The following is a 16,491-nucleotide window of genomic DNA, read 5'->3' on the forward strand; positions in this document are numbered from 1 at the left end:
GTAGCCATGCCAGGCAGCACCGCACACCGCAACACCACCACCAGAGACCGGCACAGGGCAGCCATACGCAGAGGCAAGCCACCCTGCGCCCTATGCGGTGAAGACATCGACTACACACTGCCTCACCTCGATCCAGGCCAGTTCGTAGTCGACCACATCATCCCCCTCGCGCGAGGAGGGTCCGATGAGCTCGACAACAAACAGCCGGCACATCGAGAGTGCAACCGCCTCAAGTCCGACAAGACCGACGCGGAGATGGCTAAGGCAGCACAGCAGGCCGGCCCTCGGGTGTTCGTGACCGACCGCACCTGGTGACGCTCTGACCAGCCCGAATACGCCAATATCGACATAACCGCAGGTCACAGCCCTGGGGGGTGACCCCCGCCGGGCGGCGCTCGCCTCCCTCGGCATAGGCGGACCCTCCCCCCGACCACCCCCCTCCCCCCGGGGACCCGAAAGGAGGTGACCCCGTGGCACCCAAACCCCTCCGGGTCGTCTCCGACGAGGAGCGCGACGCGACACCCCCGACCCTGCTGGAAGCAGTCGAGGCCGGCGACCTCCTGGCGATCATGAAGGCGCAGCGCCGGATCATCGCGGAGTCGCTGATCACCGCGGCGGAGAACACCCGGCCGCAGTACAGCAACGAGCTGAACAAGCTGAACAAGCTGATCGCCGAGGAGGAGTCGCGCCGCTCGGTCGAGGCTGCCGACGATTCCGTTGTGGCGCCCATTGAAGTCGAAGCCTGGAACGGCACCGGCTACTGACCGCCGGCCGTTGTCGGCGGTCGCGCGTCATGTCGTCGCGCCGGTCGGCATAGTCGGCAGCGAGTGGCCGTCGGTCCGTAAGACGTGCCGGAACCTGGGCTGGGATTTCGACGGGTGGCAGGACGGCGCGGCGATGCTGATCCTGTCGCAGCGTTCCGACGGTGAGTACGCCTCCGACACGATCGTGATCTCGATCCCGCGGCAGGTCGGCAAGACGTACCTGATCGGCTGCATCATCTTCGCGCTGTGCCTGATGAAGCCGGGCCTGAAGGTGATCTGGACGGCTCAGGTCAAGGACACGGCGCTGGAGACGTTCGAGCAGTTCTACGACATGTCGCAGCGGCCGAAGGTGAAGCCGCACATCGCGAAGACGCCGCAGGGTAAGGGTGACGAGGCGATCGTCTTCAACGACGGGTCGAAGATCGAGTTCGGCGCCCGGGACTCCGGTTTCGGCCGAGGTCGCACGGATGTCGACGTGCTCGTGTTCGACGAGGGCCAGCACCTGTCACTGCAGGCGTTGGAGAACATGGGCGCCGCGCAGAACGTGGCCCAGAATCCGCTGTGCTTCGTGATGGGTACTCCGCCGCGGCCGCAGGATAAGGGTGAGTTCTTCCTGCTCACGCGGCAAGAGGCTCTGGACGGCGACTCGGACGGCACGCTCTATATCGAGATGAGCGCCGATCGTGGCAGCGATCCGATGGACCGAGACCAGTGGCGCAAGGCGAACCCGTCCTTCCCGCGCCGCACCTCGGAGCGGGCGATGCTTCGGCTACGGAAGAAGCTCCGCAACGACGAGTCCTGGCGTCGGGAGGCGCTGGGAATCTGGGATGAGCTTCCGTCGAACCGGGCTGTGATCAGCAGGACTGCATGGGGCGAGCTGCAGGACGTTGGCCCGGCGGACGGAACGAAGCCGAGCGCGCTCGCCGTGGACATGTCCCACGGCCGCGAGATCTCGGTGACCGCCTGCTGGCTCGAAGGCGAGCACGCTCACGCCGAAGAGGTTTGGGCGGGCACCGATGAAGAGGCCGCGGTGGAGTGGATCGCCGCACGGGCCGGTCGCCGGATCCCGGTAGTGATCGACAACATCTCCCCGGCGTCTTCGATGGCTCCGAAACTGCGTGCTCGGAAATGCCGGGTGATCGGCACCGGCCCGCAGGACATGTCCCGGGCGTGCGGGATGCTCGTCAGCCGCGCCACGGCGGGGACGTTCTCCCACGCCAACCAGCCAGCGGTGAACGACGCTCTGGAATCCGCCCGGAAGAGGGCCATCGGCACGGCCGGAGGCTGGGGCTGGGATCGGGTCGACGAGACCGCGCAGATCTACCCGATCGTGTCCATAACCCTCGCCCTGTTCGGGGCCGAGGCAACGAAACGTAAGCGCTCCGGTGGAGCGTCATTCGCATGAGGGGAGTGATCCTGTGCTCGACGAGGACGACCGTCGCAAGGTGATCTCCGATATGTGGCGGATCCATCTCCAGGAACGGCTGCAGTTCGACCGGATCTACGAGTACACCAAGGGATTGCGCGGAGCTCCCCAGGTGCCGGACGAGAGCGAGCCAGAAGTACGGGAGATCGCGAAGCTGTCGGTGATGAACATCCTCGGCGGCGTGCGCGACACCTGGACCCGGAACCTGTCGATCGTCGGCTATCGACGGTCGACCGCCCGAGAGAACGACCCGGCGTGGGCGATGTGGCAGCGCAATCGGATGGACGCCCGGCAGAAGGAAGTCTTCAAACCGGCGATCACCTACGGCGCATCATATGTCACCGTTTTGAACGACGAACAGGGACGCCCCGTATTTCGTCCACGGTCGCCGCGGCAGTTGCTGGCGACCTACCGAGACCCGTCGCTGGATTCGTGGCCCCAGTACGCCCTGGAGACGTGGCTCGACACTACCGACGCCAAGCCGACGCGCAAGGGCATGCTGCTCGACGCGGAGTTCGTGTATCCGTTCGACCTCGGCGAGGTTGTGCAGGTCACGGACCCCAACGTCAGTTATCCGATCGCCGTGCATGAGTTCGGCGAGCCGTACGCGCACGGGGCGACATTCGGCCACGAGCCGGTGTGTCCAGTCGTCCGGTTTGTCAACGATCGAGACGCCGATGACATGATCGTCGGCGAGATCGCCCCTCTCATCAAGGACCAGTTGGCGATCAACAACGTGAACTTCGACCGGCTGATCGTCTCCCGGTTCGGCGCATTTCCGCAGAAGGTCATCACGGGATGGAGCGGGACCCGCTCCGAAGTTCTGGCTGCGTCCGCGAAGCGCGTATGGGCATTCGACGACGTCGACGTCGACGCGAAAGCGCTTCCCTCCGCTTCCATCAGCGGATACACCGAGCTGATCGAGGCGATGGTTTCCCATGTCCATGAGAAGTCGGGGCTGTCCCCGGCGAAGAACGGGAAGATGGTCAATCTTTCGGCCGATGCGCTGGCTCTCGCGGGCAAGGACGAGAACGAAAAGCTGTTCGCGAAGAAAGAGTCTTTCGGGGAGTCCGCCGAGCAGATGCTCCAACTGGGCGCGGAGATGGATGGCGATACCGAGACCGCGATCGACTCCGGGGCCGAGGTGCAGTGGCGTGACACCGAGGCGAGAAGCATGGCGGCGGTCGTCGACGCAGTGACGAAGCTGGCCGCAGCGGGTGTTCCGATTGCTCCGCTGCTGCCGATGATTCCCGGCTTGACGCAACAGCAGATCCGGGGAATCCAAGAGGCCATGCGGTCAGTCCGGGCGCAGGGTCTCGTGGACGAGTTGCGGGCGCGACGAGCCCAGACGAGCCCCGTGGAGGATCCAGGTGCCGTCGCAGGCTGAGATCGAGGAATTCCAGACCGATCTCGATGTCCTGACGGCTCTGGCTATAGCCGAGGCCGCGAGTGCCGTAGCTGCGACCGAGGACGACGACGCCGAAGAGGCCGCCGACATCCTGACCGTGGCATATCCGGAACTGCTGGAGCCGTTCCTGTCCGCCGCAGGCGAACTGGCAGCGAACTGGTATCGGCAACTCACTCCCCACCAGATCCCCGACCGAGAACCCGGCGCGCCGGAGCTTATCGTCGGGGCCACCACGCGCCAAGCCTTGGCGGCCGCCGCGGAATTCGAACCTACTTTGGCCGCCGCTCCACCAAGCGAGCAACTGGAATCGACGGTCCGGTGGGCGGTGTTCGCCCCGACGGGTCTCGACCCGGCGAACTCGGTGCTGAGTCGTCTATCCGGCGCCACCCAGCGCTACGTCTCCAACAGCGCTCGCGACACGCTGGAGTTGAACGCCGGACGTGAGGGAATTCGGTGGGCACGGCATGCGTCGGCAAATGCGTGCGCGTTCTGCCGGATGCTCGCCACCCGCGGTGCGGTGTACACATCCGAGCAGGCTGCCGGGAATGTCGTGGGGCGCGGACGGGAAATGTCCCTGTCGGATCGGCGGCGACGCGCAGCCGGGATTACTCGGCGCGAAGGCGGCCGATTCTTGGCTGGCGGCATCCGCACCCGGGGCACCCAACAGTTGGGCGAGAAATACCACGACAACTGCCACTGTCTCCCGGTGCCGATCCGCGCGGGTGACAGCTACCAACCGCCGCCGTATGTGACGGAGTGGGACGAGCAGTACATCCAAGCCACCCGCGAAACACCCGGCCGTGGTCGGAACAGCGCGATCGACACCACCGCTGTGCTCGCGCACATGCGGGCGAACCCGGCCGCGGCCAGCGACCGCTGAAGCTTCCCCACCCGAGTGGGGCAGGCGCTCACGTCCAGCGCTCAACGGACGGATATGCCGACGGGCTTACGGAGATTCGAATGACCGAAACGTCCACCGAGACGGAGCACCAGGAAACTGCGTCCACTACGGAGCAGAAGCCTGCGGAGAAGACCCTGCCCCAGTCCGAGGTCGACCGCATCGTCAAAGAGCGGCTGGCCCGACAGAAGCAGGATTTCGCCGACTACGACGACCTGAAGGCAAAGGCTCAGCGCCTGCAGGAGATCGAGAACGCGAACAAGACCGAGCAGCAGAAGGCGCAGGAACGGATCGACGAGCTCACCAAACAGCTCGCCGACCGTGAGCAGCAGGTCGCCCAGGCAACGTTGACGTCGCTGAAGGCGACGGTGGCAGCCGACAAGGGCGTGCCGGCCGGATCGCTGACCGGATCCACGAAGGAAGAGCTCGAAGCGTCCGCCGATCAGTTGATCGCGTGGCGTGACGCGGTGAAGCCAACCCGTAAACCTCCCGCCCCGACCGGACTCCGGTCCGGCGCATCCAACAGCGGCGAAACCTCGGCCAATCCGATGGAACGCGCCGCGGCCGCGATGCGTGCCATGCGGCAAGGCGGGGCGTGACACCTATCCCGCGAGGGTCCACCTCGGCGGGCGAATAAGAGAGGAGATCCGCAATGGCGGATATCACCCGCTCCGACGTGTCGACCCTCATCGAGGAGGCATACTCGCAGACTCTGCTGCAGGCCGCCGCCGAGGCGTCGACCGCACTGACGGCGTTCGCGCCGTTCCCGATCCCGAACAAAACCACTCACTTCCCTGTCCTGGCGACCCTGCCGGAAGCGGACTGGGTATCGGAGTCGGCAACCGACGCTGCTGGCGTGAAGCCGCAGTCGAAGGTGACCTGGGCGAACCGCACCATGGTCGCCGAGGAAATCGCGGTCATCGTGCCCGTGCACGAGAACGTCCTCGACGACGCCACGGCGGACGTGCTGAATCAGATCGCCATCCTCGGCGGTCAGGCCATCGGCAAGAAACTCGACCAGGCTGTCATCTTCGGCGTGGACAAGCCGTCCTCGTGGGTATCGCCCGCACTGCTTCCCGCAGCCGTGGCGGCCAGTCAGACCAGTGAGGTCGTGGACGGCGCTGCCAACCCGGACGACATCCCCGGCGCGGTGAACCAGGTCGCAGAACTCGTCGCCGATGCGGGCTGGGCGCCGGACACCTTGCTGTCCTCGCTGGCCCTGCGGTACAAGGTCGCCAACCTCCGTGACGCCAACGGCTTCCCGATCTTCCGGGACGAGAGCTTCGCGGGCTTCCGCACGTTCTTCAACAAGAACGGTGCATGGGACCGCGACTCCGCGACCGCGGTGATCGTGGACTCCAGCCGTGTCCGGATCGGCGTCCGCCAGGACATCACCGTGAAGTTCCTGGACCAGGCCACCCTGGGCACCGGTGAGGACCAGATCAACCTCGCCGAGCGCGACATGGTCGCGCTCCGATTCAAGGCGCGGTACGCGTACGTGCTGGGCACGGCGGCCACCCCGATGGGCACCAACAAGGTTCCGGTCGGCGCGGTCACCCCGGACGCCACCAGCTGATGCGGTACCGGCACAAGGTCACAGGGCACGAGCGCGGAGCCCCCACCGGCTCCCTGCTCGATGCCCTGATGGCCGGTGATCCGAACTGGGAACCGATCGGAGGCCCTGATGGCGCTGGCGACACCGGAAGACGTGGAGGCGGCGCTCGGAAGACCGCTGACGCCGGAGGAAGCGGAACGCGTCGGAAACCAGCTCGAGGAAGCAAGCGATCTGGTGCTGGGGTATCTGAAGTGCCCGCCGGCGACACCGACGCCTGACGCGATCGTGCGGGTCGTCGCGTCGATGGTGGCCGCGCTGATCAACCGGCCCCCGACTCAGCCGCTCAACGCTGAGCTGCTGAACGCGGGACCGTACGGCACGCGGTATACCGAGGGCTCGACTTCCAATAGTCCGTGGTTGACCGGCGGGCAGAAGATGCGGCTGGAGCCGTATCGGTGCTCGATGGTGTCGATGCCCTTGGTGTCGGATCGGTACAGCTCGTGAGCTTCCCGACTCCGTACACGGTGGGCCATCACGTGGCCACGGTCACCGATGACCGGTTCCGCAACGCGGTCGCCTACGCCCCGCCGCGGAATGAACCGGGCACACCGGTGGCGGTGATCCAGATCGCCGCTCCACAATCCGAGGCCGGGACACGGGACGGCCGACAGTTGGCGGGCTATGACCGCACCATGATCGACCTCGAACTGTATGTGCCGCCCGACTTCAAACCGAAGAAGGGCGACCTCATCGACATTCCGGAGATGGGGCAGTTCGAGGTTGCCGGATACCCGGAGGACTACAACCACGGTTTCCACGGCTGGCAGCCGGGCAGCGTGGTGCCGCTCCGGAGAGTGGAGGGCTGATGGCCGAACCACGCATTCGCTGGCGGCAACGCGGTTTCGCCGAGATGCGTCGCCTGCCCGGGGTGAAGCAGCATCTGCACAGCAAGGCGCGCGCGGGCGCGCAGGCGGCGGGAGACGGATTCGTCGCCCGTTCGGCCGATACCCCCGCCCGCGCCCGCGCTGCGGTGATCGCGGCAACGATCCGGGCTCGCCGAGCGAACGCACGCGACCACACCCTGATGGGCCCGGCGATGGATGCGATGCGGTCATGATCCCCGTTGTGTTCGGGCTCATCGAGGTGGCATTGGTCGATTATCTCGCCGCAGCGCTCACTGCCCGCGGGGAGACCGTGCCCGTGTACAACAACGTCCCCCGGGAGCGTCCGCCCGAGTACGTGCTGGCGTTGCGGGTGGGCGGGGCACAATCGAATCTGGTCATGGACCGGCCTCGGATCGTGGCCGAGTGCTGCGCCGAAGTGGGGGTGCGCGCCGCGGAACTGGGCGCGCTGGTCCGGGCGCTCATCACCGCGACCGCGCCCGGGTGGGTGGGTGAGATCTGGGTGGACCGTGTGGTCGATCTGGGTCTCGTGTACTCACCGGACCCCGGCACGAATCTCCCGCGCTACCTCGTCACCGCTGAATTGCATGTGATGGGCGCGGCTTTGACCTGACTCCCGCTCGGGTCGACAACTTCATAACCACTCCCAGGGCCTGCGCATCCCGAAGGGAGACACCATCATGGGTTTGCCGTCTACCGATGTCATCGGCCCCGGTACACCGAATATCTCCGGCACCGGAGGGGCCCTCGCCGGCCCGCTCGGCTCGCCGGTTCCCACTACCGCGGTGGCGACCATCGACGCCGCCATCCGCCCGCTCGGCTACGTATCCGAGGACGGCCTGGAGCCGCAGGGCGAACGCACCGTCAACGCGATCCGGGACTGGATGGGCGACATCATCGCCCAGCTCCAGACCGAGCACAGCGTACGGTTCGGGCTCACCCTGTACGGCGCGTGGGACGAAGACGTCCTCGGCGAAATGTTCGGAGCCGAGAACCTCACCGTCACCGCGGCCACACCGTCCACCGGGAAGCTGATCACCGTCAAGGAAACCGGCTCGGTACTGCCGAACCGCGTGTGGATCTTCGACATGCTCAACGGCGGTCGCAAGCTCCGCATCGTCCTGCCCAACGCCAAAGTCTCCGAGGTCACCGAACGACCGTTCGTGGCTGGTGAGCTCGCGGGCTTCCAGTGCGTGGTCGAAGCGTTCAAGGACGACGCCGGCGTGAAGGCCTACCGCTACTACGACGACGGTGTCGTCGAGTCCGGCTCCTGATTCCCTGACCCCCCAGTGATGGCGGGTTCACCTACGCGCAGGCCCGCCCGCCATCGCTGGGGCCTACCCCAGAACGTGCCTGCGCGAATTCACAGAAAGAGGTCTGCGCGATGCCTGCAAAGCGTGCTCCTGTCCGGGCGGTCGACCCGAAATCCGACATCGTCCGGGACCCGTTCGTGTACACGGTCGGCGACGTGGAGATCACTCTGCCGTCGCTGTCGTACCTGAAGCCAGGCCTGGTGCGCCGGCTGCGGCGCATGAACGGCACCGATCAGATGTACACCTTGTTCGAGGAAACCCTCGGCGAGGACAGCCCGGAGATGAGGGCCATCGATGAGATGGACCCCGACGAGTTCGATGCCATGCGCGAGCAGTGGCACAAGCACTCGGGGATCGACATGGGGAAATCTGCAGCCTCGACGTCCTGATCGAGGCATACCCGACCGCAATCGAGAAAGACCTCATTGATCGGGGCCTACGCCTGCGGTACCTCGGCACAGAGACCCTGACGTGGGGCGACTTAGAGGCGATCGTGGCGTGGCCCGACGAGCGTTCGGCGCTCGTTCGCGCGCTCCGCGGTGACGACTGGCAGTGGGGACTTCCCGAGCAGCTGGTCGCGGCGGCCGTCGACCGGCTGAGTCTCCTCGTCTGGTTCCAAACCAAGGACGCCCAGTACCGGCGTAATCAGCCGAAACCGATTCCCCGTCCGGGGATCGCAGCTCCTGAGCGGATCGGTGATCAGCCGATGTCGTTTGCCGATTTGAACGAATTCCTTGGATGGGAGGTGGCAGCTTGACGTCTCCCGGCGGGGCGGTCGAACTCGGTGTCGCCTACATCAGTCTCCTCCCGGAGACCCGCGGGTTCGCGAATGCGGCCCGAGACGGGATTCGTGACGCGCAGCGCACGGCTGATCAGAACCCGATCGATCTTCGGGCGCAGATCGACGTGTCGAATGTGCAGCGGGAAATCGACCGGCTTCGGGGCCGCACGATCACCCAGCGCGTGAACCTCGACATCGACCGCAGTGGGTTGTCGAAACTGGCCGGCGGAACCGCGGCAGTGTCTGCCGGGCTGGCCAGCATCGGAGGTGCGGCGGGCGCTGCGGTGGGTGCAGTGGGGGCGCTCGCCGTGGGTCTGGCCGCCCTCGGGCCGGCCGCCGCCGCGGGTCTCGCTACTGCCGCAGTCGGAGTGCAGGGCATCGGGGACGCGTTCAAAGCGCTGTCGGCCGCCGAAGATGCTGCGGGCAGAGACGGCGCGGCTCAGGCCAAAGCTGTGGCCGCTGCCCAAGAGCAGGTTCAGACCGCGCTGGAAGGTGTGGCCGACGCCCAGCGCAACCTTGCCGACGCTCAGAAGGACTCCGAGGACGCCACCAAGGACGTCGCGCAGGCGTACAAGGACGCCCGGGACGAGCTGGAGGATTACCAGTTCCAGCTGGCTGATGCCGCCCTGAGCGAGAAGGAAGCCGCTCTGGCGGTCCGGGAAGCCGAGAAGGCTGTCCGCGAAGCGAAGCCAGAAGATCGCGAAAAGGCTCTTCTGCGGTTGGAACGCGCGAATCTCCGTTACGCCGAGGCGCAGGAAGCAAACCGGGACGTCCAGGAGGAAGCGACCGAGGCCGAGGCCAAGGGCGTAGAGGGCTCGGACAAGGTTGTCGCGGCCAAGGAGCGTGCGCAGAACGCCAACGAACGTGTCGCCGATGCTGAGCGGCAGTTGGCGAAGGCTCATGACCAGGTGGCGAAGGCGCAGCAGGCGGTCACTGACGCGGCGACCAAGGGTTCTGCCGCCCAGGATAAGGCCGCGCAGGCGCTCGCCGAACTGTCTCCGAACGCACGTGAATTCGTTCTGGCCGCCCGGGAGCTGAAGCCGCTGTGGGACGACCTCGTCGGCGATCCCACGCAGGACGCGCTGTTCGCCGATTCCGCGCAGGGCATCCGGGATCTCGCCGAGTCCGCGCTGCCGACCCTCGGCCGCGGCATGGTCGATGTTGCCGGATCGATGAACGGGCTCACCAAGCAGTTCGCCGCGTTCTGGGCTGCGCCGGAAAACCTCGCCGGACTGGAGTCCATCTTCGCGGGCACCGCGAACTTCATCGACGGACTCGGACCAGGCCTGCAGCAGGCCACGCAGGGATTCCTGTCCCTTGGCACCGCAGCTGAACCGGTGATGAACAAGGTCGGCGCCCAGGTCGGCGGGATGCTCGGCCAAATCGGCCAAGCATTCACCGACGCCGCGGATTCCGGCGCGCTCACGCAACTGATCTCCGGTTTCGGGGATGCGATCCAGGGTCTCGGCGCCGGCCTGAACCCGCTGATCGACGGCCTGATCCAGGCCGGAAACATCATCGTGCCCGTCCTCGGGCCTTTCCTTACCCAGCTCGGCGAGACCATCGGCGCCGTCGCCCCGTCGCTGGCGCAGCTCGGCGCCACATTCCTCACCGCCCTACAGCCGGTCCTGCCGGTGCTGGGCAACCTGATCTCCGCGCTCGCCAGTGGTCTCGAACCGGTACTGCCGGTACTGAGCACGCTGCTGCAGAGCGTAGGAAATGCGCTGATCCCACTGATCGGCCCCATGTCGCAGATCGCCCAGGTCGTGGGCACAGCTTTGACCGAGGCGATCAACGCGCTCGCGCCCGCGATCGGCCCGATCGGCGACGCGTTCGCTTCGCTGGTAACCGCGGTCGCGCCGATCATCCCGACGATCGCGACCGTGGCGTCCGGGCTGATACAGGCCCTGGCGCCCGCGCTGACCACGATCTTCGATGCGCTGGCGCCGGTGATCCAGCAGTGGACGGATCTGATGATCCCCGTCTTCGAGGAGATCCAGCCGATCCTCGCGCAGGTCGCCGGTGAAATCGGGACAGCCATCGCGGACGCCCTGAACCAGATCGCGCCACTGCTTCCGTCGATCGCCGAATCGTTCTCCGGACTGCTGCTGGCGATCGTCCCGCTGCTGCCCGAACTGGTGCGGCTGGGGACGGAACTGCTCCCGCCGCTGATCGGGCTGTGGGTGGAGATGGCGCCGGTCATGCTGAAGGTGATCGACGCCTTCACGTGGCTGGTCAACAACGTGATCGTTCCGCTGGTCATCCCCGCGCTGCAGCAGCTTTCGGACAACTTCACCACCACCATCGAAACCGCTACCTCGGTAGTGCGTGGGGCGAAGGACTTCCTGTCCGGCGCGATCGAGGACATCGGGAAGTTCTTCACTGGCCTGGGTTCCACCGTGACCGATGTGTGGGACGGCATCGTCCGCACCATCAAGGGCGCGGTCGGCCTGATCGGCAAGTTCCTGGCGGACCTTCCGGAGATCAAGATCCCGGACCTTCCCGGTATCCCGGGGCGTGGAACGAAGATCGGTTTCCAGGGCATCGGCCGGTCGATGGTCGCCTGGTCTCAGGAGGGTATGCGGGACGGCGGCTTGTTCCGTGGCCGCGGATCTGGCACCTCTGACAGCAACATTATCGCGATCTCCGACCACGAATTCGTGGTGAACGCCGCGGCCACATCGAAGAACCTGCCACTGCTGGAAGCAATCAACGCAGGCTGGGTTCCGTCCGCGGACTTCCTGCACTCCATGATCCCCGGCTTCAAAGACGGCGGCATGGTGGCCGGCAAGAAGTTCGCCACCTCCATGGACAGCGCCGACTACCTGATGGGCGGGTTCTCGCGGTCGGCGATCGACTGCTCGGCGATGGTGTCCGCGGTCGTCAACGACGCGCTGGGACTGGACCCGTTCGACTCCCGCATGTCCACGGTCAACGAGGGTCAGTGGCTGTCTGCGAAGGGCGCGTTGCCGGGCATCGGCGGGCCGGGCGATATCTCGGTCGGCTGGTTCGACAACGGCGGCGGGGCGAACGGCCACACAGCGCTCACCCTCGGCGACGGCACGAACGTGGAGTCCCGCAGCGGGGACGGCGTCGTCATCGGTGGCGATGCGGCCGGCGCGGACGATCCGATGTTCGACCAGCACATGCACATCCCGGAGAAGCTACTGCGCGGCGGAGATCTCGGCGCGGGCACCGGGAAAGGCCTCGGCCCGAACACCTCGGGCGGGCCAGGCAGGTCGGGCGGTGGAACATCCGGCGGCGGCATGAAGAAGTCACGGCAGTCCGCGGGCGGCGGCAGCACGGGCGGATCGGGCGGCCAGGAAGAAGAAGCCGCGGGTCTCGGCGCCGTGACCGATGTGTTCGTCACCAACTGGCCTGCGGAGTTCGGCGGCATCACCACCGGTGGCCCGGCGAGCGGAGGGCTTCCGCTGGCCACTGATCCCGCGGTCCCGGCAACCACTTACGGCACCGATTCGACGACTCCCTACGTGGCGCCGGCCAGCCCCAGCGCCACGACAACCCCGGATTCGTCCACGCATCCGCTGGCCTCTGTTCCGCTACCCGGGGCGCTGGGCGGACTCTTCCAGGGTCCGGCGCCTTGGTATTTGGCCGCCACTCCTGAGCAGGCGCTGGCGAACCTCGGCAGCCAGGCGGGCAGCCTCGCGCAGCGTGGCCTGTCCGACGTCCAAGGCTTCTTCCAGGACAACTGGAAGGAGATGTTGGAAACCGGGGCGGGCGTGCTCGGCATGGGCGCCATGGGCGGCGGCGGAAACACGACATACAACATCTCCGGCACTGACCCGATGTCCGCGGCGGCAGCGGTGGATCGGGTGCATCGGCGGCGGAGTCTCGCGACCCAGAGATCGGGAGGTTTCGGCCGATGAACCTGCTGCTGCGCAACCACGCCACGAAGATCGTGGTCTGGGATATTCACGGCCGGGTGTGGCATCTCGCGGGCTGCGGCGCCGGCCGAGAAGGTGTCACCCTGAACCGTCAGGCCGGGTACATGTTCGCCCCGGTGAATCTCCTCGTCAGCGAGGGTGCCCGCCAGGACGGGGCGACGTTCCTGCGGTCGGTGCGGTCGAAGAAGGAACTGGACTTCTTCGTCCTCATCAACGGCAACGGCGACGTCCGCTCCTTCCATGCCATCCATGACGCATGGCATCGCGGCTGGTCGACCGATATCCCCTGCAAGATGGGGTACTTCACGCGGCATCAGGGGTGGCGGTACCAGCTGGTGCAACTGGACTCCGCGCCGGAGCTGCAGGGCGAGATCGACCCGGCCCGCAATGCGGCGGTGGAGTATCAAATGTCGGCTACCGCGATGGATCCGCTGGAACGTCACCTCGGCGAACACAACGTGTGGACCAACTCCGACGGCGCGAACGAGGGTGTCGTGGTTGCGCGTAATGCGGCGGATCAGCCGGCGTGGCCGCGGTACACGATGCCGGGCCCCGGCAGGTACGCCATCCAGGATCCCGGAGATTCGCTGCGGATCGTGGAAACCCCGCTGCTGGTTGATGGCGAGGAGCTGCGGATCGACACCCATCCGCGGCATCGGACTGCGCGCATCTACTCCGGAGCTCTCCCGGAGGGGCGCAACGTGTGGGGCCAGATGCGCGGTAAGCGCTGGTTCTCGTCGCTGTCGCCGTGGTCGTCCACACCGATCATCGTCCGCGTCACCGGCGGGGATCTCGAATCCGCTGTCCGCGTGGATGTCATGCCGCGTTCGTCGAGGCCGTTCTGATGGCGTGGGATCACAACGCGGCGGCCCGGCGCCTGGATCTGGCGGAGCGCGCCGATCAGCAGTACATGGCCGACCAGACCGTGCTGGTGCGGTACTGGGACAAGTTCCTGCAAGAGGTCGGCGAGGAGCACAACTACTCGTCCCTGGAGATCTCGCGGATCAAGAACGGCGCCGGCGGACTGAAGATGAGCATCCCGCGAAAGGACATGGTCTATTACGACCACATCTTCTCCAACCCTGACGGGGCGGACGCCACGATCCCGATCACGGTGAACACGAAGGCGTACCGGTGGGACGGCTACATCACCAAGGCCTCCATCGTCCGGGATGAGAACGGCACGGAGACGGTGGATATCGAGGCGATCCACTGCTGGCAGCACATCGCCACCACCGCCTGCTGGGCCAGCCCGTTCGCGCCGATCCTCGCGCAGTGGCCGCGGCATATGATCCTGTTCGGTCCTGCCCGCACCATCGCGGTTCTGTACCTGGTCACGAACCTCATTCGCCTACAGGCCAGTTTCTGGACGATCCCGGATCGGTGGCTGGATGCCCCGGACTGGGCGCAGGTCGGCAACGCGCTGTGGCCGATCTGCGTGGTCCCGGTGGACACCTTTCGTGACACCTCCCCGTGGCGGGCGGGGTCCGCTCGGTTCGATATGGCGGACCAGCTGATCCTGCCGATGCTCGAAGACACGGGTGTCCAACTGGATGCGTTCTTCTACTTGCCGGAGGAGGACGAGCAGCCGGCGCCGGAGTGGTATTACCTCGACCGGCCGACCGTGGTGATCAAGGCAGTCGACAAGTCTGGCGTGACCGGCCCGTCCGGCACGCTGCTCGATGGGTTCGTCAGGATGCTCGAAGAGTGGGTGGACGACGGGACTCCCGTCAGGTACCCCGATTTCAATTCGCAGACCGAGTACGAGAGCGTCTACTCCTCGTCCGGGCCTCTCGGAACGGTGCGGACATTCCCGCATGTCTGGTACCTGGAGGGCGAGTATTCCGGTATCGGGTCGTCGGAGATCGCGCTGCACAAGCCGTTGGCGCAGCGGGTCATCGTCGGCGGAAAGTCGCCGGGCTGGGTGAACGCTGCGATCGAAATCGCCATGAAGAACCTGCTGGCCTGGCTGGGTTTGTTGATCGGGCTCCCGGGCCTGGACTCCCTGTATCAGGGCCAGTTGGATGACGTCTTCCTGGCGTGGGCTGCGTTCGAGGACGGTGGACGCACCGACCGCTCCGGCCCGTTCGGGTTCCGGGAGCACGTGGTCACCAACTCATCCAAGGCATTCACCTTGGATGGCGTAATGACAGGCCGCCGGGGTCTGCACACCACCCGCGGTTACGTGAGTCAGAAGGTGTCTGTCGGTGATGGCGCACCGTATCGGGTGGGCCAAGACTTCGACCTCGGAGATCAGATCGGGTTCGTCATCGGCGACCAGGCGTTCGCCGACTACGTGTCGGAGATGACCTTCCGCGACGACCGCAAGACTGCCGCACGCTGGGAGTTGACCGTGGGAGATGGCTCCGACGAAGAGGACTCGCTGGTCAAGGCTTGGGACCGGATGTCCGCCATGGCGCAGATGCTGAGAACCCTGGCCACCGACGTCGGTGCAGATCTCGACCTGCTCATTTTCTGAGGGAGGAATATGGCTGACGTCTCGTTCTCCGCGCATATCACCGTCGACGAGGAGACGGATATCGATGGCCTGCCGATCCTCACCGCCACGGTCACCCCGGATGAGGAGTCCGCGCAACTGCCGCTCCCGGCCGGGCCCGCCGGACCCGTGGGGCCTACGGGATCGCCGCGCACGACGTTCTTGAAGATGGGTGAGATCGCGAACGCGGCCGCCCGGCCTGGGGACTTGACCGCGGAGGATCGCGGGAAGTGGTGGCATCGCCTCGATACCGATGGCATGGATTTCTGGACGGGTACCACGTGGGTCCACTCCCCGGGCGCCGTGGGCCCGCAGGGGCTGGTGGCTCCGGCGACGACGATCACCCCAACGACCACACACAGTCCAGCGTTGACGACGCCGGCGGTGCGGTTCACCGGTGACGCTCCCGCGCTGAACCTGTCGGTCACCGCTCCCGCGGGATTGCAGGGACCGGAAGGTCCGCCGGGGGACAGCGGCAGCATCTCCACCGCTACAGATTTCGACACCACCACAGGGCCCGCCCAGCGCGGGATCTTCACGTGGGCGCAGGGCGCGCGGAAGTGGAAGGTGCAACCGGCACCCAATGGCTTCGGCATGTGGTCGTGGTGGGATACGGATTTCAACGCCGCGACGACCGCCGACACGGACCGGCTGATCGCCGGGACTTTTGCACTGCCGGATATGCCGTTCGCCTACCGCCCGATGGCGTGGGGTCGCCTCACTATCAGCAGCGAACAGAACACCAGCACATTCGCGGAGATCCGCGTGCGGATCGGGTCCGAGACCGGGCCGATGGTCGCTGCCGGTGCTGGCATCCGGACGATCAGCGGCAGCTCCTACATCACGGTCTTCTCGCCCTCTATCGGCGACTCGACGACCAAACCGATTTCGCCGACGTCCACGCTGGCGTCTGTCCCTGCGTACACCCCGACGAACTTGCTTGTCACCGTGGAACGTATCGGCCAATCCACGTCGGTGGACATCGGTTTCAACCCCGCGCGCGCGAGCTTGACCGTGTGGGCTCAGCCGATCGGATAGGAGG

At 66.3% G+C, this 16,491-nt stretch carries 18 protein-coding genes; all 18 read left to right on the forward strand.

What is annotated here, in order from left to right:
* Positions 1-6: 6 nt before the first annotated feature.
* The 18 genes from ACQEVO_RS34845 to ACQEVO_RS34930 all read left to right on the forward strand — a co-directional run bounded on the left by ACQEVO_RS34845 (position 7) and on the right by ACQEVO_RS34930 (position 16,487).
* Positions 7-315: an HNH endonuclease gene (locus ACQEVO_RS34845; protein ID WP_432921605.1), complete on the forward strand. Its 309-nt coding sequence runs from the start codon at positions 7-9 to the stop codon at positions 313-315.
* A 155-nt stretch (positions 316-470) separates the two neighbouring features.
* A complete protein-coding gene (locus ACQEVO_RS34850; RefSeq protein WP_432921608.1) occupies positions 471-764 on the forward strand; it encodes a hypothetical protein in 294 nt (97 codons plus the stop codon).
* A gap of 10 nt (positions 765-774) precedes the next feature.
* Positions 775-2,169: a terminase gene (locus tag ACQEVO_RS34855; protein ID WP_432921611.1), complete on the forward strand. Its 1,395-nt coding sequence runs from the start codon at positions 775-777 to the stop codon at positions 2,167-2,169.
* 13 nt (positions 2,170-2,182) lie between these two features.
* Positions 2,183-3,577: a phage portal protein gene (locus ACQEVO_RS34860; protein ID WP_432921614.1), complete on the forward strand. Its 1,395-nt coding sequence runs from the start codon at positions 2,183-2,185 to the stop codon at positions 3,575-3,577.
* Positions 3,561-4,478, forward strand: coding sequence for a hypothetical protein (locus ACQEVO_RS34865; protein WP_432921617.1), 918 nt, complete (start codon positions 3,561-3,563; stop codon positions 4,476-4,478). The genes ACQEVO_RS34860 and ACQEVO_RS34865 overlap by 17 nt, the downstream gene beginning before the upstream one ends.
* 80 nt (positions 4,479-4,558) lie before the next feature.
* Complete coding sequence (locus tag ACQEVO_RS34870) at positions 4,559-5,095, forward strand: capsid assembly scaffolding protein Gp46 family protein (protein WP_432921620.1); 537 nt, start codon at positions 4,559-4,561, stop codon at positions 5,093-5,095.
* 53 nt (positions 5,096-5,148) lie between these two features.
* Positions 5,149-6,072 carry a phage major capsid protein gene (locus ACQEVO_RS34875; RefSeq protein ID WP_432921623.1) on the forward strand — a complete coding sequence of 308 codons (924 nt, stop codon included), beginning with the start codon at positions 5,149-5,151 and terminating at the stop codon, positions 6,070-6,072.
* Positions 6,073-6,180: 108 nt separating this feature from the next.
* Positions 6,181-6,555, forward strand: a complete 375-nt coding sequence (locus ACQEVO_RS34880; RefSeq protein ID WP_432921626.1) for a hypothetical protein — start codon at positions 6,181-6,183, stop codon at positions 6,553-6,555.
* Positions 6,552-6,917 (forward strand): hypothetical protein, encoded by a 366-nt coding sequence (locus ACQEVO_RS34885; protein WP_432921629.1) that lies wholly within the window; start codon positions 6,552-6,554, stop codon positions 6,915-6,917. Before ACQEVO_RS34880 ends, ACQEVO_RS34885 begins: the two co-directional genes overlap by 4 nt.
* On the forward strand, positions 6,917-7,168 hold the full coding sequence (locus tag ACQEVO_RS34890) for a hypothetical protein (RefSeq protein WP_432921632.1): 252 nt from the start codon (positions 6,917-6,919) through the stop codon (positions 7,166-7,168). Before ACQEVO_RS34885 ends, ACQEVO_RS34890 begins: the two co-directional genes overlap by 1 nt.
* On the forward strand, positions 7,165-7,566 hold the full coding sequence (locus ACQEVO_RS34895) for a hypothetical protein (RefSeq protein WP_432921635.1): 402 nt from the start codon (positions 7,165-7,167) through the stop codon (positions 7,564-7,566). Before ACQEVO_RS34890 ends, ACQEVO_RS34895 begins: the two co-directional genes overlap by 4 nt.
* Before the next feature lie 67 nt (positions 7,567-7,633).
* Entirely contained in the window at positions 7,634-8,227 is a 594-nt protein-coding gene (locus tag ACQEVO_RS34900) for a hypothetical protein (protein WP_432921638.1), read from the forward strand.
* A gap of 110 nt (positions 8,228-8,337) precedes the next feature.
* Positions 8,338-8,655 (forward strand): hypothetical protein, encoded by a 318-nt coding sequence (locus ACQEVO_RS34905; protein WP_432921641.1) that lies wholly within the window; start codon positions 8,338-8,340, stop codon positions 8,653-8,655.
* A complete protein-coding gene (locus tag ACQEVO_RS34910) occupies positions 8,601-9,023 on the forward strand; it encodes a DUF5361 domain-containing protein (RefSeq protein ID WP_432921644.1) in 423 nt (140 codons plus the stop codon). The genes ACQEVO_RS34905 and ACQEVO_RS34910 overlap by 55 nt, the downstream gene beginning before the upstream one ends.
* Positions 9,020-12,934 carry a hypothetical protein gene (locus ACQEVO_RS34915; RefSeq protein ID WP_432921647.1) on the forward strand — a complete coding sequence of 1,305 codons (3,915 nt, stop codon included), beginning with the start codon at positions 9,020-9,022 and terminating at the stop codon, positions 12,932-12,934. Before ACQEVO_RS34910 ends, ACQEVO_RS34915 begins: the two co-directional genes overlap by 4 nt.
* Positions 12,931-13,797 (forward strand): phage tail protein, encoded by an 867-nt coding sequence (locus ACQEVO_RS34920; protein ID WP_432921650.1) that lies wholly within the window; start codon positions 12,931-12,933, stop codon positions 13,795-13,797. Before ACQEVO_RS34915 ends, ACQEVO_RS34920 begins: the two co-directional genes overlap by 4 nt.
* A complete protein-coding gene (locus ACQEVO_RS34925) occupies positions 13,797-15,431 on the forward strand; it encodes a phage tail protein (RefSeq protein ID WP_432921653.1) in 1,635 nt (544 codons plus the stop codon). Before ACQEVO_RS34920 ends, ACQEVO_RS34925 begins: the two co-directional genes overlap by 1 nt.
* A 9-nt stretch (positions 15,432-15,440) precedes the next feature.
* Positions 15,441-16,487, forward strand: a complete 1,047-nt coding sequence (locus ACQEVO_RS34930) for a hypothetical protein (protein ID WP_432921656.1) — start codon at positions 15,441-15,443, stop codon at positions 16,485-16,487.
* Positions 16,488-16,491 lie beyond the last annotated feature (4 nt).

Source organism: Nocardia sp. CA-290969 (genome assembly GCF_050936135.1).
In the GTDB taxonomy this organism is placed as follows: Bacteria; Actinomycetota; Actinomycetes; order Mycobacteriales; family Mycobacteriaceae; genus Nocardia.